The organism is Pseudomonas sp. V88_4, assembly GCF_029967985.1.
GTDB lineage: Bacteria > Pseudomonadota > Gammaproteobacteria > Pseudomonadales > Pseudomonadaceae > Aquipseudomonas > Aquipseudomonas glycinae.
In genome coordinates this window covers 171008-197636 of the sequence record NZ_JASCAF010000043.1, presented here as the reverse complement: position 1 = coordinate 197636, position 26629 = coordinate 171008, and the positions used below count along the sequence as shown (strand labels likewise).

The 26629-nt window shown below is 60.6% G+C and carries 30 protein-coding genes; 14 read left to right on the top strand and 16 right to left on the bottom strand.

Annotated features, from left to right (window positions below; genetic code table 11):
* Positions 1-6: 6 nt before the first annotated feature.
* Positions 7-2112 (bottom strand): TonB-dependent siderophore receptor, encoded by a 2106-nt coding sequence (locus QLG12_RS20260; protein WP_197869706.1) that lies wholly within the window; start codon positions 2110-2112, stop codon positions 7-9.
* An 87-nt stretch (positions 2113-2199) separates the two neighbouring features.
* Positions 2200-3357: a Do family serine endopeptidase AlgW gene (gene algW, locus QLG12_RS20255; protein ID WP_236193226.1), complete on the bottom strand. Its 1158-nt coding sequence runs from the start codon at positions 3355-3357 to the stop codon at positions 2200-2202.
* A 103-nt stretch (positions 3358-3460) separates the two neighbouring features.
* Here algW and QLG12_RS20250 point away from each other — a divergent pair, with 103 nt between their 5' ends.
* The 4 genes from QLG12_RS20250 to cysN all read left to right on the top strand — a co-directional run bounded on the left by QLG12_RS20250 (position 3461) and on the right by cysN (position 7670).
* Positions 3461-4219, top strand: coding sequence for a Nif3-like dinuclear metal center hexameric protein (locus QLG12_RS20250; protein ID WP_282475130.1), 759 nt, complete (start codon positions 3461-3463; stop codon positions 4217-4219).
* 135 nt (positions 4220-4354) lie between these two features.
* Positions 4355-5272, top strand: coding sequence for a sulfate adenylyltransferase subunit CysD (gene cysD / locus QLG12_RS20245; RefSeq protein WP_007912374.1), 918 nt, complete (start codon positions 4355-4357; stop codon positions 5270-5272).
* Between the two features lie 104 nt (positions 5273-5376).
* Positions 5377-5718 (top strand): four helix bundle protein, encoded by a 342-nt coding sequence (locus QLG12_RS20240; protein ID WP_039769318.1) that lies wholly within the window; start codon positions 5377-5379, stop codon positions 5716-5718.
* Positions 5719-5771: 53 nt separating this feature from the next.
* Entirely contained in the window at positions 5772-7670 is a 1899-nt protein-coding gene (cysN, locus tag QLG12_RS20235; protein ID WP_236193224.1) for a sulfate adenylyltransferase subunit CysN, read from the top strand.
* Positions 7671-7759: 89 nt separating this feature from the next.
* On the opposite strand, the gene QLG12_RS20230 is transcribed toward cysN, so the two are convergent.
* From QLG12_RS20230 to QLG12_RS20220, 3 genes are read right to left on the bottom strand one after another with little or no spacing between them, the layout of a single operon-like run.
* Positions 7760-8665, bottom strand: coding sequence for an acyltransferase (locus tag QLG12_RS20230; RefSeq protein WP_282475129.1), 906 nt, complete (start codon positions 8663-8665; stop codon positions 7760-7762).
* 4 nt (positions 8666-8669) lie between these two features.
* Positions 8670-10769 (bottom strand): phosphate acetyltransferase, encoded by a 2100-nt coding sequence (gene pta, locus QLG12_RS20225; protein ID WP_197869709.1) that lies wholly within the window; start codon positions 10767-10769, stop codon positions 8670-8672.
* 60 nt (positions 10770-10829) lie between these two features.
* A complete protein-coding gene (locus tag QLG12_RS20220; protein WP_197869813.1) occupies positions 10830-11138 on the bottom strand; it encodes a DUF3565 domain-containing protein in 309 nt (102 codons plus the stop codon).
* Here QLG12_RS20220 and QLG12_RS20215 point away from each other — a divergent pair.
* The 3 genes from QLG12_RS20215 to QLG12_RS20205 all read left to right on the top strand — a co-directional run bounded on the left by QLG12_RS20215 (position 11137) and on the right by QLG12_RS20205 (position 13489).
* Positions 11137-11622: a peptidylprolyl isomerase gene (locus tag QLG12_RS20215; protein ID WP_011332490.1), complete on the top strand. Its 486-nt coding sequence runs from the start codon at positions 11137-11139 to the stop codon at positions 11620-11622. The genes QLG12_RS20220 and QLG12_RS20215 overlap by 2 nt on opposite strands.
* Positions 11623-11745: 123 nt before the next feature.
* Positions 11746-12228 (top strand): glutathione peroxidase, encoded by a 483-nt coding sequence (locus QLG12_RS20210; RefSeq protein WP_007959082.1) that lies wholly within the window; start codon positions 11746-11748, stop codon positions 12226-12228.
* A gap of 157 nt (positions 12229-12385) precedes the next feature.
* Positions 12386-13489 carry an NADH:flavin oxidoreductase gene (locus tag QLG12_RS20205; RefSeq protein ID WP_197869710.1) on the top strand — a complete coding sequence of 368 codons (1104 nt, stop codon included), beginning with the start codon at positions 12386-12388 and terminating at the stop codon, positions 13487-13489.
* On the opposite strand, the gene QLG12_RS20200 is transcribed toward QLG12_RS20205, so the two are convergent.
* A complete protein-coding gene (locus tag QLG12_RS20200) occupies positions 13458-14678 on the bottom strand; it encodes a glycosyltransferase family 1 protein (protein ID WP_282475128.1) in 1221 nt (406 codons plus the stop codon). The genes QLG12_RS20205 and QLG12_RS20200 overlap by 32 nt on opposite strands.
* 42 nt (positions 14679-14720) lie before the next feature.
* Entirely contained in the window at positions 14721-15473 is a 753-nt protein-coding gene (cysZ, locus tag QLG12_RS20195) for a sulfate transporter CysZ (RefSeq protein WP_011332493.1), read from the bottom strand.
* Positions 15474-15783: 310 nt separating this feature from the next.
* Here cysZ and trxB point away from each other — a divergent pair, with 310 nt between their 5' ends.
* A complete protein-coding gene (gene trxB / locus QLG12_RS20190) occupies positions 15784-16746 on the top strand; it encodes a thioredoxin-disulfide reductase (RefSeq protein WP_039769336.1) in 963 nt (320 codons plus the stop codon).
* 64 nt (positions 16747-16810) lie between these two features.
* Here the strand turns inward: trxB and QLG12_RS20185 are convergent, their stop codons facing one another.
* From QLG12_RS20185 to QLG12_RS20160, 6 genes are all read right to left on the bottom strand, one after another.
* On the bottom strand, positions 16811-17149 hold the full coding sequence (locus tag QLG12_RS20185) for a HopJ type III effector protein (RefSeq protein WP_011332495.1): 339 nt from the start codon (positions 17147-17149) through the stop codon (positions 16811-16813).
* Positions 17142-17438 carry a DUF1244 domain-containing protein gene (locus QLG12_RS20180; protein WP_064593416.1) on the bottom strand — a complete coding sequence of 99 codons (297 nt, stop codon included), beginning with the start codon at positions 17436-17438 and terminating at the stop codon, positions 17142-17144. Before QLG12_RS20180 ends, QLG12_RS20185 begins: the two co-directional genes overlap by 8 nt.
* A gap of 68 nt (positions 17439-17506) precedes the next feature.
* On the bottom strand, positions 17507-17878 hold the full coding sequence (gene folX, locus QLG12_RS20175; RefSeq protein WP_007957207.1) for a dihydroneopterin triphosphate 2'-epimerase: 372 nt from the start codon (positions 17876-17878) through the stop codon (positions 17507-17509).
* Positions 17879-18439 (bottom strand): GTP cyclohydrolase I FolE, encoded by a 561-nt coding sequence (gene folE / locus QLG12_RS20170; protein WP_064382509.1) that lies wholly within the window; start codon positions 18437-18439, stop codon positions 17879-17881.
* Positions 18440-18461: 22 nt separating this feature from the next.
* On the bottom strand, positions 18462-19172 hold the full coding sequence (gene folM, locus QLG12_RS20165) for a dihydromonapterin reductase (protein ID WP_236193213.1): 711 nt from the start codon (positions 19170-19172) through the stop codon (positions 18462-18464).
* Between the two features lie 56 nt (positions 19173-19228).
* Positions 19229-19798, bottom strand: a complete 570-nt coding sequence (locus tag QLG12_RS20160) for an antibiotic biosynthesis monooxygenase (RefSeq protein WP_011332499.1) — start codon at positions 19796-19798, stop codon at positions 19229-19231.
* 211 nt (positions 19799-20009) lie between these two features.
* On the opposite strand from QLG12_RS20160, the gene QLG12_RS20155 reads away from it, so the two are divergent.
* Positions 20010-20969, top strand: a complete 960-nt coding sequence (locus QLG12_RS20155) for a MerR family transcriptional regulator (RefSeq protein WP_197869714.1) — start codon at positions 20010-20012, stop codon at positions 20967-20969.
* A gap of 3 nt (positions 20970-20972) precedes the next feature.
* Here QLG12_RS20155 and QLG12_RS20150 read toward each other — a convergent pair whose 3' ends face one another.
* Positions 20973-21578, bottom strand: coding sequence for a hypothetical protein (locus QLG12_RS20150; protein ID WP_007957217.1), 606 nt, complete (start codon positions 21576-21578; stop codon positions 20973-20975).
* Positions 21579-21632: 54 nt separating this feature from the next.
* Positions 21633-22109 carry a PAS domain-containing protein gene (locus tag QLG12_RS20145; RefSeq protein WP_197869715.1) on the bottom strand — a complete coding sequence of 159 codons (477 nt, stop codon included), beginning with the start codon at positions 22107-22109 and terminating at the stop codon, positions 21633-21635.
* 153 nt (positions 22110-22262) lie between these two features.
* Between QLG12_RS20145 and QLG12_RS20140 the strand changes: the two genes are divergently transcribed.
* On the top strand, positions 22263-22718 hold the full coding sequence (locus tag QLG12_RS20140; protein WP_197869716.1) for a flavodoxin: 456 nt from the start codon (positions 22263-22265) through the stop codon (positions 22716-22718).
* Here the strand turns inward: QLG12_RS20140 and QLG12_RS20135 are convergent.
* Positions 22708-23595, bottom strand: a complete 888-nt coding sequence (locus tag QLG12_RS20135; protein ID WP_197869717.1) for a LysR family transcriptional regulator — start codon at positions 23593-23595, stop codon at positions 22708-22710. The genes QLG12_RS20140 and QLG12_RS20135 overlap by 11 nt on opposite strands.
* 95 nt (positions 23596-23690) lie before the next feature.
* Between QLG12_RS20135 and QLG12_RS20130 the strand changes: the two genes are divergently transcribed.
* From QLG12_RS20130 to QLG12_RS20115, 4 genes are all read left to right on the top strand, one after another.
* A complete protein-coding gene (locus QLG12_RS20130) occupies positions 23691-24077 on the top strand; it encodes a CidA/LrgA family protein (RefSeq protein ID WP_197869718.1) in 387 nt (128 codons plus the stop codon).
* Positions 24067-24753, top strand: a complete 687-nt coding sequence (locus QLG12_RS20125) for an LrgB family protein (protein ID WP_282475127.1) — start codon at positions 24067-24069, stop codon at positions 24751-24753. Before QLG12_RS20130 ends, QLG12_RS20125 begins: the two co-directional genes overlap by 11 nt.
* A 132-nt stretch (positions 24754-24885) precedes the next feature.
* Entirely contained in the window at positions 24886-25668 is a 783-nt protein-coding gene (locus QLG12_RS20120) for a class II aldolase/adducin family protein (RefSeq protein WP_039769359.1), read from the top strand.
* Positions 25668-26570: an alpha/beta hydrolase gene (locus QLG12_RS20115; RefSeq protein WP_282475126.1), complete on the top strand. Its 903-nt coding sequence runs from the start codon at positions 25668-25670 to the stop codon at positions 26568-26570. The genes QLG12_RS20120 and QLG12_RS20115 overlap by 1 nt, the downstream gene beginning before the upstream one ends.
* The last annotated feature ends 59 nt before the right edge of the window (positions 26571-26629 follow it).

Below are 26629 nucleotides of genomic sequence, written 5' to 3'. Positions count from 1 at the left end.
GTCCTTTTACAGGTTGAATGTCAGGCTGACTGTGAAATTGCGCGGCTCGCCTGGGTTGACCCAGTAGTTGCTGTACGAGCGCTCGTAGTACTTTTCGTCGAACAGGTTGTTCAGGTTCAGGCCGAGAGTGACGGTGTCGCTGGCCTTGTAATGGGCCAGCAGGTCGACGGTGTGATAGGCCGGCAGCTCGAAATCGCTGCCGGACTCACCTGAGCGGTCACCGACGTAGGTGAATGCCGCGCCGATATCCGAGCCGCGTAAGCGGCCGTCCTGAAACTCGTAGACACCCAGCAGGCTGCCGCTGCGTTTGGCCACCCCGAGGATGCGGCTACCGGCGGGGATCGCGGCATCCCCCTTGGTCACTTCGGCGTCGATCCAGGCGAAGGCGCCGATCACCCTGACGGCGTCGGTGACTTGCCCGGTGACCTGCAGATCGAAACCCCGGCTGCGGGCCTTGCCCATGGCGCGGCTGGTGTCGGTGCCCGGGTCGAGGGCGAGGACGTTTTCCTTGTCGATATGGAAGAAGGCGAGGGTGCTGCTTAACCGTTCGTCGAACAGCTCGTTCTTGATGCCGATTTCGTAACCCACGCCTTCTTCCGGATCGAATGATTTGCCAGCCGCATCAAGGCCGTTGTTCGGTTTGAATGAGGTCGAGGCGTTGGCGAACAGGCCGGTGTCCGGTGTCAGTTGATAGAGCAGGCCGGCACGTTGGGTGAGCGCGTCGTGGGTCTGACGGCTGGTGGTGTTGCGGCTGTGGTCATCGATGGTTTGCTCGAAGTGCTCGAATCGCGCCCCGATCATCCCGCGCAGTTTTTCGCTGAAGACGATTTGATCCTGCAGGTTCAGCGCATGGCTTTCGACGTGTTCGAAGAAGTCTGTACCGGAGCGTGCGCCGTTGGGTTTGGGCTGGCCGTACACCGGGTTATAGATATTGATGGCGTAAGGCCCGCCGGCGATGGTGGTGACGCGCTCGTTCTTGCGGAAGTTTTCGTACTCACTGCCGATCAGCAGTTCGTGCTGCCAGGTGCCGAGGTCGAACAGACCGCGCAGTTCCAGCTGGGTGATGCTGTCGTGCCAGTTGGTATCGCGTTCGCGATAGCGGCGGTTGACGGTGTGGCCATCGGCATTCAAGGCACGGTTTTCGGAGGCGAAACCCCAGAGTTTGCCTTCCTTGTAATGGCTGGCCAGGCGCAGTTTCCAGGCATCGTTGAGGTGGTGCTCAAGCGTGGCTTGCAGTCTGTTGTTGTGGTTGTCGATGTTGCCGTCGTTCGGCTCACCCAGGAATGTCGAGCGCGAGACGCCGCTCCATTTATTGTTAGGCGCAACGATGCCGCGGTCGAAGGTCGAGCCATGACGCACGAATTCGCTCTCCACCAGCAGGCTGGTGTCCGGGTTCAACTGCCAACTGAAAGAGGGGGCAACGAATACACGTTTACTGTCGACGTGGTCGCGAAAGCTATTGTTGTCCTCGACCGCGAGATTGATTCGCGACAGCACATCACCCTGATCATCCAGCGGCGTGTTGACGTCCAGCGCGGTGCGATAGCGATCCCAACTGCCGGCGCTGGTTTGCAGGGTGGTGAAGGCCGCTGGCTGCGGTTTTTTGGTGACAATGTTTACCGTGCCACCCGGATCACCTCGGCCATACAGGCTGGCGGCCGGTCCTTTTAGCACTTCGATGCGCTCGATGTTGGCTGCGTCCGGTGTGCTCGGATAACCACGGTTGGCGCTGAAGCCGTCCTGGTAAAACTCAGAGGTGGTGAAGCCGCGCACGCTGTATTCGTAAAGCGTCAGGCCGCCGAAGTTGTTTTGCTTCGACACGCCACCAGCGAAATCCAGCGCGCGTTCTACGCTGGTGCTGCCCAGATCCTTGAGCACGCTGGCGGGCACCACGCTGATGGCCTGCGGAATATCGCGGATCGCGGTGTCGGTTTTGGTGGCGCTGGACGAGCGGGTAGCGCGATAGCCTTTGACCGGACCGGCAGGGGATTCGTAATCGGAGATGACGCTGATGGCGTCGAGTTCAAGCGTTTGCGGTTCATCGGCAAACGCGGGATCGCCCAGCAGGCCAAGGGTCAGGCCGAGGAGGGAGGCCTTTTTTCGAGACGACATGTTATGTTGTTCCAATGTGCTAATTGAAACAATATAACATGCCTGTTGAGAATGTCTGTTATTCGCGTCGGTGACGCGAACAAAGTCTTACTCTTCTTTTTCCTTCATCGGCGCCGGCGGTGGACGCAGACCGATTTCAGCGGTCAGCTTCAACTCCTTGCCGTTGCGCATTACCTGAATCGTGACCTTGTCGGTCGGCTTGATCCGCGCCACCTGATTCATCGACTTGCGGCCATCACCGGCCGGTTCGCCGTCGATGCTCAGGATCACGTCACCCAGTTGCAGGCCGGCCTTCTGGGCCGGGCCATCGCGGAAAATCCCCGCCACTACAATTCCCGGACGCCCGGACAGGCCAAACGACTCGGCCAGTTCCTGGGTCAGCGGTTGCACTTCAATGCCCAGCCAGCCGCGAATCACCTGGCCGTGCTCGATAATCGACTTCATCACTTCCATCGCCAGTTTCACCGGGATCGCGAAGCCGATGCCTTGCGAGCCGCCGGACTTGGAGAAAATCGCAGTGTTGATGCCAGTCAGGTTGCCGTTGGCGTCGACCAGTGCACCACCGGAGTTGCCCGGGTTGATTGCCGCGTCGGTCTGGATGAAGTCTTCGTAGTTGTTCAGGCCCAGCTGATTGCGGCCGGTGGCGCTGATGATGCCCATGGTCACGGTCTGGCCGACCCCGAACGGGTTGCCGATGGCCAGTGCGACGTCGCCAATGCGGATATTGTCGGAGCGTCCGACGGTGATCGCCGGCAGGTTCTTCAGGTCGATCTTCAGGACGGCGAGGTCGGTTTCCGGGTCGCTGCCGATTACCCGGGCCAGGGTTTCGCGACCGTCCTTGAGCGCCACGACGATCTGGTCGGCGCCGCTGGTGACGTGGTTGTTGGTCAGGATGTAGCCTTCCGGGCTCATGATCACGCCGGAGCCGAGGCTTGATTCCATGCGCTTCTGCTTCGGCGAATTGTCACCGAAGAAGCGGCGGAACTGCGGATCCTCGAACAGCGGATGGCTCGGCTTGTTGATGACTTTGGTGGTGTAGAGGTTGACCACCGACGGCGCAGCGATGGTCACCGCGTCCGCATAGGACACTGGCCCCTGCTGCACGCTGGTGGTCTGCGGGGCCTGTTGCAGGTTGACGTCGAGGCTCGGAAGCCCGACCCACTGCGGGTAACGCTGAATAATCAACAGAGCGATAAGCACACCGGCCAACAGCGGCCAGCCGAAAAAACGCAGCGCCTTGAGCATTAAGCACGTCCTGGAAAAGTTGCAGGCGGGGGCAGACCGCCCATAATGTCGCGCATTATACGAGGCCGCGCGCGCCTCTGAACGGGATATTTAGGAGTCTTTCATGGCCGTCGCCCTGAGCACCCTGGTCGAAGAAGCCGACCGTTACCTCGGCAGTGCGAAAATTGCCGATTATTGCCCCAACGGCCTGCAGGTCGAGGGCCGTCCGCAGGTGATGCGCATCGTCAGCGGCGTCACCGCCAGCCAGGCGCTGCTGGATGCCGCCGTCGAGGCCGAAGCCGATCTGGTGCTGGTGCATCACGGTTATTTCTGGAAGGGCGAGAACCCGTGCATCATCGGCATGAAGCAGCGCCGTCTGAAGACGCTGCTCAAGCACGACATCAGCCTGCTCGGTTATCACCTGCCGCTGGATCTGCACCCGGACGTCGGCAATAACGTGCAGCTGGCCCGGCAGCTGGACATCACCGTCGAAGGGCCGCTGGACCCGGACAATCTGAAGATCGTCGGTCTGGTCGGTTCGCTGAGCGAGCCGATGACCCCGCGCGACTTCGCCCGCAAAGTGCAGGAAGTCATGGGCCGCGAGCCGCTGCTGGTCGAAGGCAGCGCGATGATCCGTCGAGTCGGCTGGTGTACTGGCGGCGGCCAGGGTTACATCGACAATGCGATTGCGGCCGGCGTCGATCTGTTCCTCAGCGGTGAAGCTTCCGAGCAGACATTCCACAGCGCCCGGGAAAACGACATCAGCTTCATCGCCGCCGGCCACCACGCCACCGAACGCTACGGCGTGCAGGCGCTGGGCGACTATCTGGCGAAGCGCTTTGCCCTGGAGCACATCTTTATCGACTGCCCGAATCCGATCTGAGCGCCCGAACGGGCAGGCATATTCATATACCCTTTCGATCTAGTCGGCGTCCTGATTAGAAGAGGTCGCTGTGCTAGGATTCCTCGCTCGAACACGGCCCGCTGGCCGTTCATAAGAAAGCTTTCGTGAGTAGCCATGGTCGACAAACTGACGCATCTGAAACAGCTGGAGGCGGAAAGCATCCACATCATCCGCGAGGTGGCCGCCGAGTTCGACAACCCGGTGATGCTGTACTCCATCGGTAAAGACTCCGCCGTGATGCTGCATCTGGCGCGCAAGGCGTTCTTCCCGGGCAAACTGCCGTTTCCGGTGATGCACGTCGACACCCGCTGGAAATTCCAGGAAATGTACAAGTTCCGCGACAAGATGGTCGAAGAGCTTGGCCTGGACCTCATCACTCACATCAACCCCGACGGCGTGGCGCAGAACATCAACCCGTTCACCCACGGCAGCGCCAAGCACACCGACATCATGAAGACCGAGGGCCTGAAGCAGGCACTCGACAAGCATGGTTTCGACGCAGCCTTTGGCGGTGCCCGTCGCGATGAAGAGAAGTCCCGCGCCAAGGAGCGCGTCTACTCGTTCCGCGACAGCAAACACCGCTGGGACCCGAAGAACCAGCGTCCGGAGCTGTGGAACGTCTACAACGGCAAGGTCAACAAGGGCGAATCCATTCGCGTGTTCCCGTTGTCGAACTGGACCGAGCTGGACATCTGGCAGTACATCTACCTCGAAGGCATCCCGATCGTACCGCTGTACTTCGCCGCCGAACGCGAAGTGATCGAGAAGAACGGCACGCTGATCATGATCGACGACGAGCGCATCCTCGAGCACCTGTCCGATGAGGACAAGGCGCGCATCGTCAAAAAGAAAGTGCGTTTCCGTACCCTTGGCTGCTACCCGTTGACGGGCGCGGTGGAGTCCGAGGCCGAAAGCCTGACGGACATCATTCAGGAAATGCTCCTGACGCGAACTTCCGAGCGCCAGGGCCGGGTCATCGACCACGATGGCGCAGGCTCGATGGAAGACAAGAAACGTCAGGGGTACTTTTAAGCTTCGAGTTACAAGCCGCAAGCTGCAAGTTAAAGGCGGTATGCGTAACTTTGCAGTTTGGTGCTTGCAGACGGTTGCTGTGAGCCGGAATCGGATGGCTCGTAATGGATTTCGAGAAGCTGGTTGTTTGGCAGCGAAGCAAGTGTCTGGCAGTGGGGATCTACAGAGAGTTCGCACGATGTGGGGATTTTGGATTCAAGGACCAAATCACCCGCTCAGCACTTTCAGTGCCTTCCAATATCGCCGAGGGCATGGAGCGTCGTAGTACCAGAGAAAAAATTCATTTTCTTTGGGTTGCGAAAGGCTCTTGTGGGGAGTTGCGAACCCAGGTCCTTATTGCTCGAGACATTGCATACATCGCAGACCCGCTGGCTGAAAACTGGATTATGGAAACTCGCGAGCTTTCTCGAATGCTGGGCGGGTTGATTAACAAAATTTCTGACTAGCTGTACGCCGACAAGCTTGCCGCTTGAAGCTTACAGCTCGGAGCTTGAATGCAATGAGCCACGCATCTGATTTGATCAGCGAGGACATCCTCGCCTACCTGGGCCAGCACGAACGTAAAGAGCTGCTGCGCTTTTTGACCTGCGGTAACGTCGATGACGGCAAGAGCACCCTGATCGGGCGCCTGCTGCACGACTCGAAGATGATCTACGAAGATCACCTGGAAGCCATCACCCGCGATTCGAAGAAAGTCGGCACCACCGGTGACGACATCGACCTGGCATTGCTGGTCGACGGCCTGCAGGCCGAGCGCGAGCAGGGCATCACCATCGATGTCGCCTATCGCTATTTCTCTACCGCCAAGCGCAAATTCATCATCGCCGACACCCCCGGCCATGAGCAGTACACCCGCAACATGGCCACCGGTGCGTCCACCTGTGACCTGGCGATCATCCTGGTCGACGCCCGTTACGGCGTGCAGACCCAGACCCGCCGCCACAGCTTCATCGCCTCGTTGCTGGGCATCAAGCACATTGTTGTCGCCATCAACAAGATGGACCTCAAGGGCTTTGATGAAGGCGTGTTCGAGTCGATCAAGGCCGACTACCTGAAGTTCGCCGAAGGCTTGAAGATGAAGCCGACGAGCATGCACTTCGTGCCGATGTCCGCTCTCAAGGGCGACAACGTGGTGAACAAGTCCGAGCGCTCGCCGTGGTACACCGGCCAGTCGCTGATGGAAATCCTCGAGAGCGTGGAAGTGGCGGGCGATCGCAACTTCACCGATCTGCGTTTCCCGGTGCAGTACGTCAACCGTCCGAACCTGAACTTCCGCGGTTTCGCCGGCACTTTGGCCAGCGGCATCGTCAAGAAGGGCGACGAAGTCGTGGTCCTGCCGTCGGGCAAGAGCAGCCGAGTGAAATCCATCGTCACTTTCGAAGGTGAGCTGGAACACGCAGGTCCTGGCCAGGCGGTAACGCTGACCATGGAAGACGAAATCGACATCTCCCGTGGCGACCTGCTGGTCCACGCCGACAACGTTCCGCCGGTGACCGACAGTTTCGAAGCGATGCTGGTGTGGATGGCTGAAGAGCCGATGCTGCCGGGCAAGAAATACGACATCAAGCGTGCCACCAGTTACGTGCCGGGCTCCATCGCCAGCATCGTCAACAAGGTCGACGTCAACACCCTCGAAGAAGGCCCGGCGAGCGCGTTGCAGCTCAATGAAATCGGCAAGGTGAAGATCGCGCTCGACGCGCCGATCGCCCTCGACGGTTACGACAGCAACCGCACCACCGGCGCGTTCATCGTCATCGACCGTTTGACCAACGGCACTGTAGGCGCCGGTATGATCGTCGCTCAGCCGGTGACCCATGGCACGGCTACGCACCACGGCAAACTGGCCCATGTAGCGACCGAAGAGCGCGCCCAGCGTTTCGGCCAGCAACCGGCCACCGTGCTGTTCAGCGGTCTGTCGGGCGCGGGCAAGAGCACGCTGGCCTATGCCGTCGAGCGCAAACTGTTCGATATGGGCCGTGCGGTGTTTGTGCTGGATGGTCAGAACCTGCGTCACGACCTCAACAAAGGTCTGCCGCAGGATCGCGCCGGTCGCACCGAGAACTGGCGTCGTGCCGCACACGTGGCGCGCCAGTTCAACGAAGCGGGTCTGCTGACGCTTGCGGCTTTCGTGGCGCCGAGTGCCGAAGGTCGTGAGCAGGCGAAGGATCTGATTGGCAGGGAGCGTCTGCTGACGGTTTATGTCCAGGCCTCGCCGACTGTGTGCGCCGAGCGTGATCCGCAAGGTTTGTATGCTGCGGGTGGCGATAACATTCCGGGTGAGTCGTTCCCGTATGACGTGCCGCTGGATGCTGATCTGGTGATCGACACCCAGTCGTTGTCGCTGGATGAAAGCGTCAAGCAAGTGCTGGATCTGCTGCGCAAGCGTGGCGCGATTTAAGCCAGAAAAACAGCTACAAGCTTCGAGCTTCAAGCTGCAAGAAAAAGCCCGTCGACGAGCAATCATCGGCGGGCTTTTTATTTGGCTGATCAGCGTTGGTTTGGATACTCGCGATGCATCTGCGCAAGCAGCGCATCCTTGTCTTGCCACAGCTGATTGATCCAGCCCTGGAATTGCAGGCGGTACTCGCCGTCCTGGTCATAGTTCCTGCCGATGAACTGCGGCGGGATCTTCAGCTCTTCAAAGTGCACCACTACGTCTCGGACGTTGCCGCACAGCAGGTCCCAAAAGCCAGGGCGTCCACCCGGGTAGTGGATGGTCACGTTGACGATCGATTCCAGCTGTTCACCCATCGCATCCAGCACGAACGCGATGCCGCCGGCCTTGGGCTTGAGCAGGTATTTGAACGGTGATTGCTGCTGCGCGTGTTTGCCTTCGGTAAAGCGCGTGCCCTCGACGAAGTTGAAGATGCCCACCGGGTTGTCGCGGAATTTCGCGCAGGTCTTGCGGGTGGTTTCCAGGTCTTTGCCTTTCTTTTCCGGGTGCTTCTCCAGATAGGCTTTCGAATAGCGCTTCATGAACGGGAAGCCGAGTGTCCACCACGCCAGGCCGATGACCGGGACCCAGATCAGTTCCTGCTTGAGAAAGAACTTCAGCGGCTGGATGCGTCGGTTGAGCACGTATTGCAGCACCAGAATATCGACCCAGCTCTGGTGGTTGCTGGTGATCAGGTACGAGTGTTGGTAGTCCAGACCTTGCAGACCGCTGAGGTGCCAGCGGGTGCGGCGGACCAGGTTCATCCAGCCTTTGTTGTTGCTGATCCAGGCTTCGTGGGTGTGGCTCATCAGCCAGCGCGAAGCGCGGCGTGCGAGGTCGAACGGCAGCACTTTGATCAGCGCCACGAGAAACAGGAACGAGCACAGCAGAATCGTATTCAGCGCCAGCAGCAGCGCGGCAATCACGCCGCGCAGGGTGGCAGGGAGAAAAGCCAGCATCGGGTCAGATATCCAGAGGTCGGTTGGCAGCCTGAATCGCGGTCAGGGCGATGGTGTAGACGATGTCGTCGACCTGCGCGCCGCGCGGCAGATCGTTCACCGGTTTGCGCAGGCCTTGCAGCATCGGGCCGAGGCTGACGCAATCGGCGCTGCGCTGCACGGCTTTGTGAGTGGTGTTGCCGGTGTTCAAGTCGGGGAACACGAACACCGTGGCGCGACCGGCCACCTGGCTGTTCGGCGCCAGTTGCCGGGCCACGGATTCGTTGGCGGCGGCGTCGTACTGCAACGGGCCGTCGATCAGCAAAGAGTGCTGTTGTTCGTGGGCGAGCAGGGTGGCTTCGCGGACTTTTTCGACTTCCTCGCCGGTGGCCGATTCACCGCTGGAGTAGCTGATCATCGCCACGCGCGGGGTGATGCCGAACGCGGCGGCCGAGTCGGCGCTTTGCAGGGCGATTTCGGCCAGTTCGCTGGCGCTCGGGTGTGGATTCATCACGCAGTCGCCGTAGACCAGCACTTCCTCGGGGAACAGCATGAAGAACACCGACGACACCAGCGTGCAGCCCGGCGCGGTCTTGATCAGTTGAAGCGCCGGGCGGATGGTGTTGGCGGTGGTGTTGATGATGCCGGAGACCAGGCCGTCGACCTCATCCAGCGCCAGCATCATGGTGCCGATCACCACGGTGTCTTCGAGTTGCTGCTCGGCCATCGGCGCGTTGAGGCTTTTGCTCTTGCGCAGGGCGACCATCGGTTCGACGTAGCGCTCGCGGATCAGATCCGGATCGAGGATTTCCAGCCCCGGCGGCAGCGTGATGCCCTGGGCACGGGCGACGGCGTCGACGTCTGCCGGTTTGGCCAGCAGCACGCAACGGGCAATCCCGCGCTCCTGACAAATGGCCGCCGCCTGCACGGTGAGCGGTTCGCTGCCTTCGGGCAGGACGATGCGTTTGTTGGCCGCCTGGGCACGTTGAATCAACTGATAACGGAACACCGCCGGCGACAGGCGCATTTCCCGTGGCGTGCCGCAGCGCTGGTGCAGCCAGTTGGCATCCAGATGGCTGGCGACGAAATCGGTGATGATCTCCGCACGTTCGCGGTCATCGACCGGGATTTCCTTGTTCAGGCCGTTGAGCAGGTTGGCCGTGTCGTAGGAGCCGGTGCTCACCGACAGCACCGGCAAACCGGCCTGCAATGCGCCACGGCACAGGTCCATGATGCGCGGGTCGGGCAGGGTGTCGCTGGTCAGCAGCAGGCCGGCCAGCGGCACGCCGTTGATCGCGGCGAGGCTGACGGCGAGGATGATGTCGTCACGATCGCCGGGGGTCACCACCAGCACGCCGGGCTTGAGCAGATCGACGGTGTTGCGCATGGTGCGTGCGCAAATGATGGTCTTGGTCATGCGCCGGGTTTCGTAGTCGCCGGCGTTGAGCACTTGGGCGCCCATCAGGTCGGCCACATCACGGGTGCGCGGGGCGTTGAGTTCGGGCTGGAACGGAATGCAGCCGAGCAGTCGGAAATCCCCCGTGCGCAGCAAGGGCGAATGCTCTTTCAGACGCGCGGCGAAGGCGTCCATGCTCTCGTCGGTCTTGACCTTGTTGAGGATCACGCCGAGGACTTTCGGGTCTTTCGGCCCGCCGAACAACTGCGCCTGCAATTCGACGCGGCCCGACAGCTCGGTCAGCACTTCGTTTTCCGGGGCCGAGACCAGAATCACCTCGGCATCCAGGCTCTTGGCCAGGTGCAGGTTGACCCGCGCGGCGTAGCTGGCGCTACGGGTCGGCACCATGCCTTCGACGACCAGCACGTCTTTGCCGATGGCGGCCTGCTGGTAGAGGGTGATGATTTCTTCGAGCAATTCGTCGAGCTGACCGTCGCCGAGCATCCGCTCGACATGGGCCAGGCCCAGTGGCTGCGGCGGTTTCAGGCCGTGGGTGCGGGCCACCAGCTCGGTGGAGCGCTCAGGGCCGGTGTCGCCCGGATGCGGCTGGGCAATCGGTTTGAAGAAGCCGACTTTCAGCCCGGCTCGTTCCAGCGTACGCACCAGCCCGAGGCTGATGGAGGTCAGACCCACACCAAAGTCGGTGGGCGCGATAAAAAAAGTTTGCATGCGGATTCTCTAAGGGTGCATGGCAATGGCGATCGTCTCTGTGTGCCGATCTGCCGCAATTCAGTCGCCAAGGTTATCGCTAACCGAGCCTTGTGCGCACCAACCGCAAGCAAAGGGTTGGCCTATTTTTTCAATACGTTGCGCGGCGTCCAGGACCCATGCCCTGGACTGCCAGGGCGGGAGGTGGCGCAGGTGCTGGGTGTGGCCGCAGGACAACTCGGCGACCCAGTGGCCATCCTCGTCCTGATGGAATCCGGTGACGGTCACGGGCGTCAATCCGTCCCGTCTGTCCGGGTTCTGTTCGCTTTCGGGCAAATCCTTGTTTAGACTTGTCCGTTCTTCATTCTTATGCAAAAGGTCTCGCCCCATGCTGATCGCCGCCAATAAGGCTGTCTCCATCGACTATACCCTGACCAACGACGCTGGTGAGGTCATCGACAGCTCCGCCGGCGGCGCTCCGCTGGTCTACCTGCATGGCGCAGGCAACATCATCCCGGGCCTGGAAAAAGCCCTGGAAGGTAAAGAAGTCGGCAACGATCTGGAAGTTTCCGTCGAGCCGGAAGATGCCTACGGCGAATACGCCGCTGAACTGGTCAGCACCCTGAGCCGCAGCATGTTCGAAGGCGTTGACGAGCTGGAAGTCGGCATGCAGTTCCACGCTTCGGCGCCGGACGGCCAGATGCAGATCGTCACCATTCGTGATCTGGACGGCGACGACGTCACTGTCGACGGCAACCACCCGCTGGCCGGTCAGCGCCTGAACTTCAAAGTGAAGGTCGTTGCCATCCGTGACGCCAGCCAGGAAGAAATCGCTCATGGTCACGTCCATGGCGAAGGTGGCCATCACCACTGATTTTCTGCGCTAAGCTTTCGAGTACTGGAGAGGCGCCCGAGGGCGCCTTTTTAGTCCGCGGCTGTCCTTGGTGGCCTCGCCAAGTGGCTGTTTCGAGTAGAACACGGGAATCTGGAGTTCGTCATGAGTGCTTTTCACGACCTTAAGTTGACAGCCCTGGATGGTCAGGAGCTACCGCTGGCACCCTTCAAGGGCCAAGTCGTGCTGGTGGTCAACGTCGCCTCCAAATGCGGCTTGACCCCACAGTACGCGGCCCTGGAAAACCTTTATCAGCAATACAAAGGCAAAGGCTTCAGTGTGCTGGGCCTGCCGTGCAACCAGTTTGCCGGCCAGGAACCGGGCAGTGAGCAGGAGATCCAGGAATTCTGCAGCCTCAACTATGGCGTGAGTTTTCCGTTGTCGAAAAAGCTCGAAGTCAACGGCCACGACCGTCATCAGCTGTACCGTCTGCTGGCGGGCGAGGGCGCGGAGTTTCCCGGTGACATCACCTGGAATTTCGAGAAATTCCTGCTTGGAAAGGACGGCCGGGTATTGGCCCGGTTCTCGCCACGCACGGCGCCGGATGATCCTTCGGTGATTACCGCGATTGAAAAAGCCCTGAGCTGAAACACCAAAATCGCAGCCCTCGAGCTGCGATTTTTTTCGCCTGCCTTTTGACCCTTAATCATTCAGATCAATAGTGCTATCGGCTAGTTGAAACTGCACATATTATCGCCGTCATATGAATCGCATGCCCGTCGATCAATTTTTCGTGGAGCCTCCCATGCCCGTGCAAGCCCTGTTCAAACCGTTCCAGCTCGGTGCCCTCGAACTGCCGACCCGCGTGGTCATGGCGCCGATGACCCGTTCGTTTTCCCCGGGCGGCGTACCCAATTCCAAAGTGATCGAATACTACCGTCGCCGCGCAGCGGCCGGTGTCGGCCTGATCATCACCGAGGGCACCACCGTCGGCCACCAGGCGTCCAACGGTTATCCGAACGTGCCGCACTTCTACGGTGAAGCGGCGTTGGCCGGCTGGAAGAAAGTCGTCGACGCGGTACACGCCGAAGGCGGCAAGATCGTTCCGCAGCTGTGGCACGTCGGCAATGTGCGCCGTCTGGGCACCGAGCCGGACGCGAGCGTGCCGGGTTACGGCCCGTCGGAAAAACTCAAGGACGGTCAGGTCGTGGTGCACGGCATGACCAAACAGGACATCCAGGATGTAATCGCCGCGTTCGCCCAAGCCGCCAAAGATGCCCAAAGCATCGGCATGGACGGCGTGGAAATCCACGGCGCCCACGGTTACCTGATCGACCAGTTCTTCTGGGAAGGCAGCAACCAGCGCACTGACGAATACGGTGGCAGCCTGGCCAACCGTTCACGTTTCGCCATCGAGCTGATCCAGGCCGTACGCGCGGCTGTTGGCGAAGGCTTCCCGATCATCTTCCGCTTCTCGCAGTGGAAACAGCAGGACTACACCGCGCGTCTGGTGCAAACCGCCGAAGCCCTGGGCGAGTTCCTCAAGCCGTTGTCCGACGCCGGCGTGGACATTTTCCACTGCTCGACGCGCCGTTTCTGGGAGCCGGAGTTCGACGGTTCCGACCTGAACCTGGCTGGCTGGACACGCAAGCTGACCGGCAAACCGACCATCACCGTCGGCAGCGTCGGCCTCGACGGTGAGTTCCTGCAGTTCATGGTCAACACCGATAAAGTCGCGCAACCGGCCAGTCTGGAAAAACTGCTGGAGCGTCTGAACAACGAAGAATTCGATCTGGTGGCGGTGGGGCGTGCGCTGCTGGTCGATCCGGACTGGGCGCAGAAAGTGCGTGAAGGCCGCGAGCAGGACATTCTGCCGTTCAGCCGTGAGGCGTTGATGACGCTGGTGTGATCGTCGTGGGAGGCTTGTCGCGCAGGTCGCGGCAAGCCCCCAGCAAATGGTTTTCAAATTGTTCGACGATGGCTGCCCAGCCCTGACGGCTGGCGTGTTGGCGTGCGTTCAGGCGCACGCAGCGCAACCTTTCGTCTTCCTCCAGCAGCCACGCCGCTGCCTCGCAGAACGCTTCTTCATCCCCGGGCATCGCCAGCACGCCGTTGTAGCCATGGCGAATATGCTGGGCTGCCGCAGCCTGATCGTAAGCCACCACCCCGAGGCCCGAGGCCAGCGCTTCCAGCACGACGTTGCCGAAGGTCTCGGTCAGGCTCGGGAACAGAAACACATCCCCCGAGGCATAGTGCGCCGCCAGTGCTTCGCCACGTTGCGAGCCGCAGAAAACTGCCTCGGGCAGTTCATTTTCCAGTGCCATTCGTTGCGGCCCGTCGCCGACCACGATCAGCTTCAGCTTTAGCTGTGGATAAGTGCTGGCCAGTTTCTCGAAGCTGCGCTTGAGCAGACCGAGGTTTTTCTCCGGCGCCAGGCGTCCTATGTGAATGACAGCAATATCCTGCTCGCCGAGACCCCATTGCTCACGCAAGGCATTCAGGCGTTTGGCCGGGTGAAACAACTGGCTGTCTACGCCCCGCGACATTAGCGACAGGCGTTCGAAGTGCCGACGCTCCAGTTCCAGGCGCTGACTGACGCTCGGCACCAGCGTCAACGCCGAACGATTGTGAAACCAGCGCAGATAATGGGTGAGCAAACGCGTCAGCAATCCCAGCCCGTATTGGTGGGTGTATTGCTGGAAGTTGGTGTGAAAACCGCTGACCACGGCAATCCCCAGACGCCGTGCCGCGCGCAATGCCGACAGCCCGAGCGGACCTTCGGTGGCGATATAGAGCACATCCGGGCGCTGGCGGGTCCAGCGCCGCAACAGTTTGTGCATCGACGACTGACCCCATTGCAACCCCGGATAACCCGGCAACGGCCAGCCCCGGCACAGCAGCAACGAGTCGTCTTCAGTGCGCTGCGGGTCGTCAGCCTGACGCGGTCGCACCAGCTCCACCCGATGCCCGCGTGCGCGCAAACCGTCGCACAAACGGCCAAGGGTATTGGCCACGCCGTTGATTTCCGGTGGGAAGGTTTCGCTGATGAGGGTGATATTTAGAGCTGTCGTCATGACCTCAGTGTCGGCTGAGGCCATGTCGTGGTTGTGACGTTCGGATGATGGATTTGTGACGCGGCCTCAGCGTTGCGTCACCAGATTCTCGGCCCCGCGTTCGCGGACCCAGAACAATGTAGCCCCGGCCACCGCGGCCGGCATCATCAGGATGTTGACCACCGGAATCAGCAACACCAGATAAACGATCCCGCCGAAGCTCATGCTCTGCCAGCGCTTCTGACGAAGCCAGGCGAGCATTTCGTTCCAGCCCAGCTTGTGGTTGTCCGCCGGGTAGTCGATGTACTGGATCGCCATCATCCACACCCCGAACAGCAGCCACAGCGGCGCGGCGACGATGTTGACCACCGGGATGAACGAGAGGATGAACAGGCCGATCGCCCGTGGCAGGAAATAACCGAGCTTGCGCATTTCCCGGGCCAGGGTGCGCGGGATCATGGCGATCAGTTCACCCCAGCTGAAGGCCGGGAAGTCGTCGGTGCCGCGCACTACGACTTCGACTTTTTCCGCGAGGAAGCCGTTGAAGGGGGCAGCGATCACGTTGGCCAGCATGGTGAAGGTGAAGAACACCATCAATGCCACCAGTACCACGAACAGTGGCCACAGGATGTAACTGAGAAAGCTCAGCCATTCGGGCAGCGACGGCATCAGCGTGTCGACCCACAGGCTGAACTGGTGGCCGGCCAGATAGATCAATCCGACGAACAGCACCAGGTTGATGGCCAGCGGCAGCAGCACGAACAGGCGCAGGCCAGGGCTCAAGACCAGTTTGAGGCCCTCGCGCAGGTATTGCGGGCCGGACAGAACAGGGGCGGGCATAAGGTGCTCCGAGCAAGGGAAAACGCGCCGACCTTACCGACTTTGCAGAACCTGTGAAAGCGCGGCGGCGAGATCGACATTCACTGTAACAAAGACGTCCATCTCGTCAGTGTGTCGGCATAGAGACCACCTATGAGCTGGATTGTTAAACCGTATTTCCTTAATCTTGCCCCCCTCGATACGCTGCACCCAACTTTTTACAGGACTGTCGAGCTCACGCCTTCCCCAAGGTTATCCACAGTCCTTTTTTATTCCCGCCGGCAGTCCGGCGTCCGGCCGGGTGTCTTGGCCGGTCAACAGGAGCAGGTTCATGTCTGAAGTCCGTCATTCGCGAGTGATCATCCTCGGTTCCGGCCCTGCCGGTTACAGCGCTGCCGTCTACGCTGCCCGTGCCAACCTCAAGCCGCTGCTGATCACCGGCATGCAGGCCGGCGGTCAACTGACCACCACCACCGAAGTCGACAACTGGCCGGGCGACGTCCATGGTCTGACCGGTCCGGTGCTGATGGAGCGCATGCGCGAGCACGCCGAGCGTTTTGAAACCGAGATCGTGTTCGATCACATCAATGCTGTGGACTTCGCTTCCAAGCCATACAGCCTGACCGGCGACAGCGGCACCTACACCTGTGACGCGCTGATCATCGCCACCGGCGCCAGCGCTCGTTACCTGGGCCTGCCGTCGGAAGAAGCGTTCATGGGCAAAGGCGTTTCGGCCTGCGCGACCTGCGACGGTTTCTTCTATCGCAACAAGCCGGTGGCCGTGGTCGGTGGCGGCAACACCGCTGTCGAAGAAGCCCTGTACCTGGCCAACATCGCCAGCAAGGTCACCCTGATCCACCGTCGCGAAACCTTCCGCGCCGAGAAGATCCTGATCGACAAGCTCAACGCCCGCGTGGCCGAAGGCAAGATCGAGCTGAAACTCAACGCGACCCTGGACGAAGTGCTGGGCGACAACATGGGCGTGACCGGTGCCCGCCTGAAGAACAACGACGGCAGCTTCGATGAAATCAAGGTGGATGGCGTGTTCATCGCGATCGGCCACACCCCGAACACCTCGCTGTTCGAAGGTCAACTGGAGCTGAAGGACGGCTATCTCGTCGTTCAGGGTGGCCGTGAAGGTAACGCCACTGCGACCAGCGTCGAAGGCATCTTCGCTGCCGGCGACGTGGCCGACCACGTTTACCGTCAGGCCATCACCTCGGCCGGCGCCGGCTGCATGGCGGCACTGGACACCGAGCGTTACCTGGACGGTTTGCAGAACGCTTCGTTCTAAGATCGCAGAAACGAAAAAACCGGCCAATTGGCCGGTTTTTTCATGCTCGCGATTCGCTCGGGAATCAGCGGCGGGTCAGCGGTTGCGCTTCGAATTTCACGCCCGCCAGACCGTGCTGGATCAGCGCACGGATATTGCCGTGATCGCTGCCTTCAGGCGTTGCCACGACCGAGCGGTAGTGCTCGCCGAACGCCAGCAGTGCTTCTTCATCGCTCAAGCCTTCCAGCAACGCCAGACCCAGGGTCTTGCACGAACCTTCGTTCTGCCCGGCGGCGTTTTCCACGCCGCCGTTGTTGAACGCCTGCGGCTGGTAGTCGTAACCGGCGGCGATGAACGACAGGGTGTCGGCAAAAACGTGTTCGCCGCTCTTGAGGCTGGCGCGCAGGGTGTTCAGATCACTCATGGGGTTTTCCTTTGGCGAACGCCGCTTGTTGTTCGGCGCTGGCTTCTTGCTGATATTGGGCTTTCCAGTCGGCGTACGGCATGCCGTAAACCACTTCACGGGCATCGTCGAGGCTGACCTCGATCCGGCGCTCGTCGGCCTCGGCCTTGTACCACTTGGACAGGCAGTTGCGGCAGAACCCGGCAAGGTTCATCAGGTCGATGTTCTGCACGTCCTTGCGGCTGTCCAGGTGGGCAACCAGTCGGCGGAAGGCGGCGGCTTCGAGTTCGAGGCGTTGTTGCTCGGTCATGATGGGCTCTGTGCAGTCAAATCGTGGCGCGGATGATAAAAGTCTGACGCCCGGAGCGCCAGACACGTTCAGCGGCTGGCGGCGAGCGTGATCGACACCGACTCGGCAAAACGCAAGGCATGCGGCTTGTCGACTTCGACTTCGGCGTACAGCACCGATTCGTTGGCCATTACCAGATCCAGCAGCTCCTGGGTCAGGCGTTCGAGCAGCGCGAAGCGATTGCCTTCCACGTGGGCGATGATCGCCTTGGTGATGGTGCGGTAGTTCAGCGCGTGGTCGATGTCGTTGTCACGCACCGCTTCCTGTGCGGCGTACAGAATGGTCAGGTTGATCAGCACATCCTGCTTGTTGAGGATTTCGTCCTCGTTGATCCCGATAAAGGTGCGCAGGCGCAGATCCTTGACCCGGATCCGCGCCATTCCCGGTTGAAGTTGTGGCATTTACTTGCTCCGTCCAATCAATTGCAGGAACTCCTGGCGGGTGTTGCTCGACTCGCGGAAGGCGCCGAGCATGACCGAGGTGTTCATGGTCGAATTCTGTTTCTCGACACCGCGCATCATCATGCACATGTGCCGGGCTTCGATGACCACCGCGACACCGGCGGCATCGGTGACTTGCCGGACCGCCTCGGCGATCTGGCGGGTTAGGTTTTCCTGGATCTGCAGGCGGCGGGCGAACATGTCCACCAGCCGCGCGATCTTCGACAGCCCCAGCACCTTGCCCGTCGGAATATAAGCCACATGGGCCTTGCCGATGAAGGGCAGCAGGTGATGTTCGCACAACGAATAGAGCTCGATGTCGGCGACGATGATCATCTCGTCGCTGTCGGAGGCAAACAGCGCGCCATTGACGATCTCATCGACGCTCTGTTCGTAGCCGTGACACAGATACTGCATGGCCTTGGCCGCCCGCACCGGCGTGTCGAGCAGCCCTTCGCGGTCGGGGTTTTCACCGAGACCGATCAGGATCTCGCGGTAATTCTCGGGCAGGGAACGGGTCATGGAGCATCCTCGCAGGGGCGTATTACTTGACGTGCCGCCCGCCGTTGACGGTCAGGGTCGTGCCGGTGACATACGGGTTGTCGAGCAGATAACGCAGGCTCTGATAAATCACTTCGCTGCCGGGTTCGATGCCCAGCGCGGACTTGGCCAGCGCCTTGGCACGGTACGCCGCGTCGTCGTCGGGATTGAACAATAGCAGGGCCGGTGCGATGCCGTTGACCTTGATTGACGGCGCGTAGCGCGCGGCGAAGGACAGCGTGAGACTGTCGAGCCCGGCCTTGCTGGCGCAATAGCCGATGTGTTTGCTGCTGCCCTTGCGGGTGACGTCATCGCTGATGTGGATGATGTCGGCAGGACTCGAACGTTGCAGCAATTCAGCGCAATGCAGATTGATCAGGTACGGCGCCAGCATGTGGATGTTGAACATGCGGCTGAAGGCTTCGGCTTCGCCGTCACCGGTTTCCGCCAGCCACTCCGAGGCGTTGTGCACGATCGCGCGCAGGCTGTCGGTGTGTGACTTCAGCTCGGTGATGAAGGCGAGGATCGAAGCTTCGCTGGAAAAGTCCGCGTGCAGCCCTAGGGCGCCCAGATCCCGCAAGGTCTTCACACCCGGCCGTTCGCTGCGGTAAGTGAAGATCACCCGATGACCATCTTCCAGCAGACGCTGCGCACAATGCAGGCCGACTCGCTGGCCGGCGCCGGTGATGAGGATGGGAGCGGTGGGATAAGTCATGTACGGCTCGCGTCGAAGTCAGAGCAAAAACTATAACAGCGACGCGAGCGACGGTTTCAGCGATTTTGCGTGGAGGGTGCGGCAGGCAGCGGGCGTGCAGGCGCCGGGTTGAGCCAGCCGGCCAGCAGGCGGGTCGACAGCGGAATGAAGAAATAGACCATCAACGGGGTCAGGCACAGCGTGCTGATGAAGACTCTCGGCAACAGGCTCATTTCAGCGAGCAGCGGGCCCAGCACGAAATTGAACAGCAGCGACACCGGGAAGAACGCGAGCCAGATCGCCACGGCCTGTTTCCAGCGCGGCGGGCGATGCCCGGCGGCTCCGAACCAGCCTTCGATCCCGCTGACCCGATGTTCGGTCGGGTGGGCGAACAGATCGCTGCCGCGGGCCAACCATGCAGTGCGCGATGCCGAATGTTCCCAGGCGTGCAGGGTCTGTTCGTCGACGAAGCGGAAAATGATCTGGAATTCATCGTCGCCGGGAGGCGGGGCCAGTACGCCGGAGCCGAGATAACCGGGGAAGTCGGTGGCCAGTTGCTCGCCTTCTCGCAACCAGGCGATCAGATCCTGATAACGGCCATTGGCGACACGACGCGCGACCATCAGCGTGACGGGGGAAGTAGACATTGTGTATCTCCGTATTGCGTGTGCGTCGTTCCGGGTAAGAACTTCGCCTGACGCAGCGCCGGGGTAGAGGGCTGCGTTTTTTGACAAGCAAGGATTATTCCTTATTTCCATGACGAACCCGAGACTTTCGTTCCATTTGATCGCTTGAACCTTCATGGGGCATCAGGAGTAGAATGGATCCAACTTTGCCAACAAGGACGTGTCCGCACCAATGCCTGTGATCACAGACGTTCGCCCTGCTTCGCAGGAATCTGTTGCGCTGGAGCGCGAGGATCTTTTCCCTATACGTGAAGTGGCGCGCCTGACCGGCGTGAACCCGGTGACGTTGCGCGCCTGGGAGCGGCGATACGGATTGATCCAGCCAACGCGCACCGAGAGTGGGCATCGCCTGTATTCGATGACCGATATCGAGCGTGTTCGCAGCATCGTCGACTGGATCGACCGGGGTGTTGCCGTGAGCAAGGTGGGCAAGATCCTGGCCAAGACCGAGCCGATGAAGGTGCTGGCTCATCTGATTCCCGATGACCTGGTGCAAGCGGACTATATCCAGTGGCAGGAGCAGGTTCAGCAGGCGGTCAGCTCTTTCGACGATCAGTTGCTTGATCGGGTCTACGGTCAGATTTTCTCTTCCTATGCCTTGCCTGTGGTGTTTCAGGACATCCTGATGCCGCTGTGGCTGCAAATGCTGCAGCGTCAGGATGCATTCGGGCAAACCAGTGAGTGGTTGTTCTTCGATGGTTTTCTGAGAGCCAAGGTGCTGCAGCGCATTGTCGTGCTGCGGGGCTCGCAACCGCGCAAGGTGATTGTCAGCGCGCTGGCCGGTCAATGTCGCGAGCTCGAATTGCTGGTGGCGGCGCTGTTCCTCAGTGGCAATGACGCGGGCGTTCGTGTGCTCACGACCGGTCAGCCGTTCGATGAGCTGACGCTGGTGTGCGAAAAGATCAAACCTCAAGCCCTGGTGCTGTTTTCCAATCACGCACCGACTGCCGAACTTCCACGGCGGCTGAACCGGTTGGCGCTGAGTCTGGATTGTCAGTTGCTGCTGGCGGGCGATGCGGCCGATCTGGCCCAGGACAGCCTGGCGGGATCATCGGTCGGCTGTCTGGGCAATGAAGGTTCGACCATGCGCCAGCGCATGAATCAGTTTCTGGCGGGGACGCTGGATACCTGAGTATCAGGTGTGCAGGGCAGGGTGGGTCAGACGATGCTGTTGCAGAATGAACTGGCGCAGACGCTCGGTTTCGTCAGCATCGCTCTGGCTCAGCTCGTAAGCGTAAAAGCCGCTTTCGGTTTCCCGCTCGAACGTCCCGCGCAGGGAGATCCGCTCGTAGCCCGAGGGGCTGAACCACAGGGCAAAATGCTTCGGCGGTTTGGTCTTGTTGCGCACTTCCAGCAGCACACCCTTGTGCGAAACCTCGTGCACCCACAGCGTACCTGGCTGGCCCTTGGCATTTTCCAGTGCCACTGGCTCTTCCAGGGTCAGGCGCCATGGACGCACCATCGGCCCGTCTTCATAGATGCTCGGTACACCCAGGCGCAGGTGCAGGGCGTGAAATTCGTCTTCCACCAGATGCAGCGGGAACGTCATCTGCTGATTTTCGAAGTTGGCCTGGATGGTGACTTGCTCATGGGCCGCCAGACGCGTGAGCAGGTCACGGATCTGCGAACCACCATTGACCAGCAGGCTCGACGTCGCATCCCGCACATTGAGTTGCGGGTTGTGTTGCATGGTCTGGATGAAATCCAGCTCATCCTGAGTGAGGAGGGCGTCGCGCTGCATGGTTAACTCGAAATGAATAATTACAAAGTCATTGGTGATTGTAGTTACTGACACTTAGTTCGCAGTTTTGTTTGCGCCGTTCGTCGCTTTCAAGGCAGCAAGTTCTGCTTCCAGTGCCGCCACCTGGGCTTCCAGTTGCGCAACCCGCTGCTGAGCCTTGACCTGAACGGTGACGTCCTTTTGCACGCCGACGAAGTAGGTCTGCCCGTCGTCCACATTTTTAACCGTTGAAAGAGACAGCTCGTTCCAGAACGGCGTGCCGTCCTTGCGGTAGTTACGCAGAATTTCCCGGCACGAGCCGTTGTTGCGCAGCGCATCGCGAATCTGGGCCAGGTTCTCCTGATCGCGATCGCCCGACTGCAGGAAACGGCAATCCTGATAAAGGATTTCTTCGCTGGTGTAGCCGGTCAGGCGTTCGAAGGCCGGGTTCACGTAAATCAGGATGTTGTCGTCCTTACCCTCCCGTTCGGCCACCACGATTCCATCGTTCGACGCGTTGATCACCATTTGCATGAGACTGGCATTGATCATCTTTGAATCCTTTCAAGGTTATCGACCGAAGGCATTCTAGAAGATCGCCCGCCGCTGTCTACTGGCCATCAGCGCTTATCGAGAGCCAATCGCAACATGACGTCGCCGGCTGTTACTATCGGCGCTCTTTTTTTCAGTTTCAGGATCAGATTGATGAAAGTCGCCATCCTCTCCGGCTCGGTGTACGGCACGGCCGAAGAAGTCGCTCGCCACGCTCAGAGCCTGTTGAACGCCGCCGGTTTTGAAACCTTCTACAACTCGCGCGCCAGCCTTGCCGATCTCCAGGCTTTTGGCCCTGAAGCCCTGCTGGGCGTGACCTCGACCACCGGCATGGGGGAGCTTCCGGATAACCTGCAACCGTTGTATTCGGCCATTCGCGATCAGTTACCAGCGGCCTGGCGGGGCTTGCCCGGCGCGGTAATCGCCTTGGGTGACGCCAGCTACGGCGACACTTTCTGCGGCGGCGGCGAACAACTGCGCGAGTTGTTCGGCGAACTGGGCGTACGCGAGGTGCAGGACATGCTGCGCATCGACGCCAGCGAAAGCGTCACCCCGGAAACCGACGCCGAACCTTGGCTGGAACAGTTGATCGCCACGCTCAGAGGCTGATCCCGCGTTCACGCAACAGCGCCAGCCAGGCCTGGGCAGCCTTCGACAGATAGGCGCCTCGGCGCCAGATGAAAGCGATATCCCAGCGCAGGTAGTCCGGCGCGTTCAAGGTCAGGCGCACCACGCCTGGCCGCACCAGACCGCGCGCCACCACGCTGGGCAGCAACACCACGCCTTGCCCGGCCGCGACCAGCGCCGCGAGAAAATCCGCCTGACCACTGCGCCCGCCTTCCTTCGGCGTGAAGCCCATCTGCTGGCATGCCTGAAGCAAACGATCGTTGAGCACGAAACTGCGCTGATACAAAAGAAACGGCGTATCGGCCAATTCCTCCAGCCCGATTTCACCTTTTGCCGCCAGCGGGTGATCCACCGGCAATAGCGCATCCAGCGGTTCATCGCAGAACGGCTGGAAGTCGAACTGCGGATCTTTCGGCAGCAGGCTGCCACCCAACTCCAATTCCCCGCTGAGCACGGCCTGTTCGATATTACGGCTGCCGCCTTCAAGCAATTGCACATTGATGTTCGGGTAACGCCGACGGTACTCGGCGAACAACCCGGCAAACAATGCATCGCTGCCCAGCAATGGCAACCCGAGACGTAACTCGCCCCGTGCCAGTTGGCTGAGGTCATCCAGTTCGCTGAGCAATTCATTGCGCAAGCGCAGCATGCCTTCGGCCCGATGCAACACCACACTGCCGGCGGCGGTCAGGCGAATCTGCGAGCCGAGCCGTTCGAGAAGCGGGGTGCCGAGACTCTGTTCGAGCTGGGCGATCTGCTTGCTCACAGCGGACTGACTGATGTGCAGGGTCTTCGCGGCTTGGGTGAAGCCACCCTGATGCATGACTTCGACAAAGCTTTTGAGTTGTTTGAATTCCATGGCCTGATTCCAGATTGGAATGGCTTTGAGTCTAACAATTCGCTTCGGAGATGGCAGGCGGTTTCGTAAAATAGGCACCCGAAAGGAGCCCACCGATGAAAGCCTCGACCGTTAAATACTTCTCTCGCCTGTTGGCCGAACTGGCCGTGCTACTCGCTCTCTACCTGCTCGGCTGCCAGATCGCCGCGTGGCTGACCTGGCCGATCCCCGGCGGTGTGATCGGTATGGCGCTGTTGCTGCTGGGTTTTGCGTTCGGCTGGATCAAACCGGCGGCGCTGCAAATGGGCGCCGGCTTGTTGATGGCCGAGATGCTGCTGTTCTTTATTCCCGCGCTGATGAGCCTGCTGGATTACGGCGTGTTGTTGCGTGACGACGGCTGGCGGATTCTGCTGGTGATCGCCGCCAGTACGTTGATGGTGATGCTGGTGACCGCGTTCACCGTGGAAATGGCCGTGCGCCTGAGGCGGTCCCATGAAGCGTGAGCTGATGCCGATGTTCTGGCTGGCGTTCACGTTGCTGGCCTACCTGTTCAGTCGCTGGCTGTATCGCCGGACCGGGCGTTACGTGCTGTCGCCACTGATTCTGGTACCCGCGTTGCTGCTGGCGCTTGCCGTACCGCTGCACACCGCTTACGCCGAATACGCGAGCAACACCCATTGGCTGATGCTGGTGCTTGGCCCGGTCACCGTGGCTTTCGCGGTGCCGATCTGGCAACAGCGGCGTTTGCTGGTGCGGCATTGGTCAGCGTTGCTGCTGGGCATGTTGGCTGGCAGTGCGGCGTCGATCGCCACCTCGTTCGGCCTCGCGAAAGCGCTGGCGCTGGACAGTTCGGTGACGCTGTCGCTGGTACCGCGCTCGATCACCACGCCGTTCGCCATGCCGCTGGCGCAGGACCTGGGTGGCGTGCCTGAGCTGACAGCGGTGTTCGTGATGTTCACCGGTGTGTTCGGCGCGATGCTCGGTGGTGTGCTGCTCAAGTGGCTGCCGTTGCGCAGCGCCCTGGCGCGCGGTGCATTGTTCGGCGTCGGTGCGCACGGTGCCGGGGTCAGCCGGGCCCATGAAGTGGGCGGCGAAGAAGGTTCGGTGGCAGGGTTGGTGATGGTGCTGACGGGGCTGCTCAATCTGTTCGCTGCCCCTTTGTTGGCGTCGTTGCTATGACGTGGATCCAAGCGGTTTGCGTCGCTGACTCGCTCAGTCATCAAGCTGGCTGCCAATGCAACTACGCGATCATCCGGGGCTGACTAGACTGCTGACACACGCAAAAACAATAAGAACGCAGAGGTGCATACAGTGAGCGTAGCCCCCGTCCCTTCATCCGTGAATGTCAAAGATCAGGTCAGTGCCGCGGAATGGCAGACCCGGGTCGATCTGGCCGCCTGTTATCGTCTGGTCGCGCTGCATGGCTGGGACGATCTGATCTTCACCCACATTTCCGCCAAGGTGCCCGGCACCGAAGATTTCCTGATCAACCCGTTCGGCCTGATGTTCCATGAGATCACCGCGTCCAGTCTGGTGAAGGTCGACCAGGCCGGCAACAAACTCATGGACAGCCCCTACGAGATTAATCCCGCCGGCTACACCATCCACAGCGCCGTGCACGAAGTGCGGCACGACGTGGCCTGCGTGCTGCACACCCACACCGCTTCGGGTGTCGCGGTGTCGGCGCAGAAGCAGGGCGTGCTGCCGATCAGTCAGCAATCGCTGTTCGTGCTGTCGAGCCTGGCCTTTCACGCCTATGAAGGGGTGGCCCTGAATCATGAAGAGAAAGCGCGGTTGCAGGCGGACCTGGGTGACAACAATTTCCTGATGCTGCACAACCACGGTCTGCTGACCTGTGGCGGCACCATCGCCGACACGTTCCTGATGATGTTCACCTTCCAGCGTGCCTGCGACATACAGGTCATGGCACAGACCGGCGGGGCCGAACTGATCGCCATCGAACCGCAGATACTGGCGGGTGCCAAGGCAATGATTGCCGGCGTCACCAAAAGTGCTCAAGGCATGGGCGGCGCGCTGGCCTGGCCGGCGCTGCTGCGCAAACTCGATAAACAAGACCCGGGGTACAGACTCTAATGCCTCTCGCCGAGATCCCTCTGAGTGTCTGGCGCAAGCGCAGCCAGACGTTTGTCTTTCGTGGTCAGCCGATCCGCTACTGGACGGCCGGGCAGGGCGAACCGTTGCTGCTGATCCATGGCTTTCCGACGGCCAGCTGGGACTGGCATTACCTGTGGCAGCCGCTGTCCCAGCGCTACCGGGTGATTGCCTGCGACATGCTCGGCTTTGGCGACTCGGCCAAACCGCTGAATCACACCTACAGCCTGCTGGAGCAGGCCGATCTGCAACAGGCCTTGCTGGCGCATCTGCAGGTCGAACAACCGGTGCACATTCTGGCCCACGACTACGGCGACAGTGTTGCCCAGGAACTGCTGGCCCGGCATTACGAAGATCGGATCGAGGTCGTCAGTTGCGTATTCCTCAACGGTGGTCTGTTCCCGGAAACCCATCGGCCGCTGCTGGCGCAAAAGCTGCTGCTAAGCCCTTTGGGCTGGATGATCGGCCGGGCATTCACCCGCGATGCGCTGGTGAAAAGTTTCCAGCAGATTTTCGGCCCGGACACCCGGCCCAGTGAAAGCGAGATGGATGATTTCTGGAGCCTGATCGAATGCAATCGCGGGCAACGGGTCATGCACAAGCTGATTCACTACATTCCCGAACGTCGGGTTCAACGTGATCGCTGGGTCGCGGCGATGCAGCGCGGCGAAGTGCCGTTGCGGGTGATCGATGGCGAAGTCGATCCGATTTCCGGGGCGCACATGGTCGAGCGCTATCGTGCGCTGATCCCCGACGCCGACACCGTGCCGTTGCCGGGCATCGGTCACTACCCGCAAATAGAAGCGCCGGTGCAGGTGCTCAGGCACTACCTCGAATTTCGTGATCACTTCGTGCTGCCGCCGCGCAAGGTGGCGTGTTCCTGAGTTCGTGCCGCAGGCGCCTGGCGCCTCGGCACGTTTTCATCATCCTTCAGCCTTATCGC

Bases quoted from the DNA above. Each gene is read 5' to 3' on its own strand.
- QLG12_RS20185 (WP_011332495.1), bottom strand. From the start codon at position 17,149: ATGAGTGATCTGAACACCCTGCGCGCCAGCCTCAAGAGCGGCGAACAC.
- QLG12_RS20150 (WP_007957217.1), bottom strand. From the start codon at position 21,578: ATGCAGCGCGACGCCCTCCTCACTCAGGATGAGCTGGATTTCATCCAG.
- QLG12_RS20230 (WP_282475129.1), bottom strand. From the start codon at position 8,665: ATGCTGGCTTTTCTCCCTGCCACCCTGCGCGGCGTGATTGCCGCGCTG.
- QLG12_RS20130 (WP_197869718.1), top strand. From the start codon at position 23,691: ATGAAAGCCTCGACCGTTAAATACTTCTCTCGCCTGTTGGCCGAACTG.
- folM (WP_236193213.1), bottom strand. From the start codon at position 19,172: ATGACTTATCCCACCGCTCCCATCCTCATCACCGGCGCCGGCCAGCGA.
- QLG12_RS20210 (WP_007959082.1), top strand. From the start codon at position 11,746: ATGAGTGCTTTTCACGACCTTAAGTTGACAGCCCTGGATGGTCAGGAG.
- cysN (WP_236193224.1), top strand. From the start codon at position 5,772: ATGAGCCACGCATCTGATTTGATCAGCGAGGACATCCTCGCCTACCTG.
- QLG12_RS20205 (WP_197869710.1), top strand. From the start codon at position 12,386: ATGCCCGTGCAAGCCCTGTTCAAACCGTTCCAGCTCGGTGCCCTCGAA.
- QLG12_RS20155 (WP_197869714.1), top strand. From the start codon at position 20,010: ATGCCTGTGATCACAGACGTTCGCCCTGCTTCGCAGGAATCTGTTGCG.
- QLG12_RS20145 (WP_197869715.1), bottom strand. From the start codon at position 22,109: ATGATCAATGCCAGTCTCATGCAAATGGTGATCAACGCGTCGAACGAT.
- trxB (WP_039769336.1), top strand. From the start codon at position 15,784: ATGTCTGAAGTCCGTCATTCGCGAGTGATCATCCTCGGTTCCGGCCCT.
- QLG12_RS20250 (WP_282475130.1), top strand. From the start codon at position 3,461: ATGGCCGTCGCCCTGAGCACCCTGGTCGAAGAAGCCGACCGTTACCTC.
- QLG12_RS20125 (WP_282475127.1), top strand. From the start codon at position 24,067: ATGAAGCGTGAGCTGATGCCGATGTTCTGGCTGGCGTTCACGTTGCTG.
- QLG12_RS20180 (WP_064593416.1), bottom strand. From the start codon at position 17,438: ATGACCGAGCAACAACGCCTCGAACTCGAAGCCGCCGCCTTCCGCCGA.
- cysD (WP_007912374.1), top strand. From the start codon at position 4,355: ATGGTCGACAAACTGACGCATCTGAAACAGCTGGAGGCGGAAAGCATC.
- QLG12_RS20215 (WP_011332490.1), top strand. From the start codon at position 11,137: ATGCTGATCGCCGCCAATAAGGCTGTCTCCATCGACTATACCCTGACC.
- QLG12_RS20220 (WP_197869813.1), bottom strand. From the start codon at position 11,138: ATGGGGCGAGACCTTTTGCATAAGAATGAAGAACGGACAAGTCTAAAC.
- folX (WP_007957207.1), bottom strand. From the start codon at position 17,878: ATGCCACAACTTCAACCGGGAATGGCGCGGATCCGGGTCAAGGATCTG.
- pta (WP_197869709.1), bottom strand. From the start codon at position 10,769: ATGCAAACTTTTTTTATCGCGCCCACCGACTTTGGTGTGGGTCTGACC.
- algW (WP_236193226.1), bottom strand. From the start codon at position 3,357: ATGCTCAAGGCGCTGCGTTTTTTCGGCTGGCCGCTGTTGGCCGGTGTG.
- cysZ (WP_011332493.1), bottom strand. From the start codon at position 15,473: ATGCCCGCCCCTGTTCTGTCCGGCCCGCAATACCTGCGCGAGGGCCTC.
- QLG12_RS20240 (WP_039769318.1), top strand. From the start codon at position 5,377: ATGGATTTCGAGAAGCTGGTTGTTTGGCAGCGAAGCAAGTGTCTGGCA.
- QLG12_RS20200 (WP_282475128.1), bottom strand. From the start codon at position 14,678: ATGGCCTCAGCCGACACTGAGGTCATGACGACAGCTCTAAATATCACC.
- QLG12_RS20140 (WP_197869716.1), top strand. From the start codon at position 22,263: ATGAAAGTCGCCATCCTCTCCGGCTCGGTGTACGGCACGGCCGAAGAA.
- QLG12_RS20135 (WP_197869717.1), bottom strand. From the start codon at position 23,595: ATGGAATTCAAACAACTCAAAAGCTTTGTCGAAGTCATGCATCAGGGT.
- folE (WP_064382509.1), bottom strand. From the start codon at position 18,439: ATGACCCGTTCCCTGCCCGAGAATTACCGCGAGATCCTGATCGGTCTC.
- QLG12_RS20160 (WP_011332499.1), bottom strand. From the start codon at position 19,798: ATGTCTACTTCCCCCGTCACGCTGATGGTCGCGCGTCGTGTCGCCAAT.
- QLG12_RS20115 (WP_282475126.1), top strand. From the start codon at position 25,668: ATGCCTCTCGCCGAGATCCCTCTGAGTGTCTGGCGCAAGCGCAGCCAG.
- QLG12_RS20260 (WP_197869706.1), bottom strand. From the start codon at position 2,112: ATGTCGTCTCGAAAAAAGGCCTCCCTCCTCGGCCTGACCCTTGGCCTG.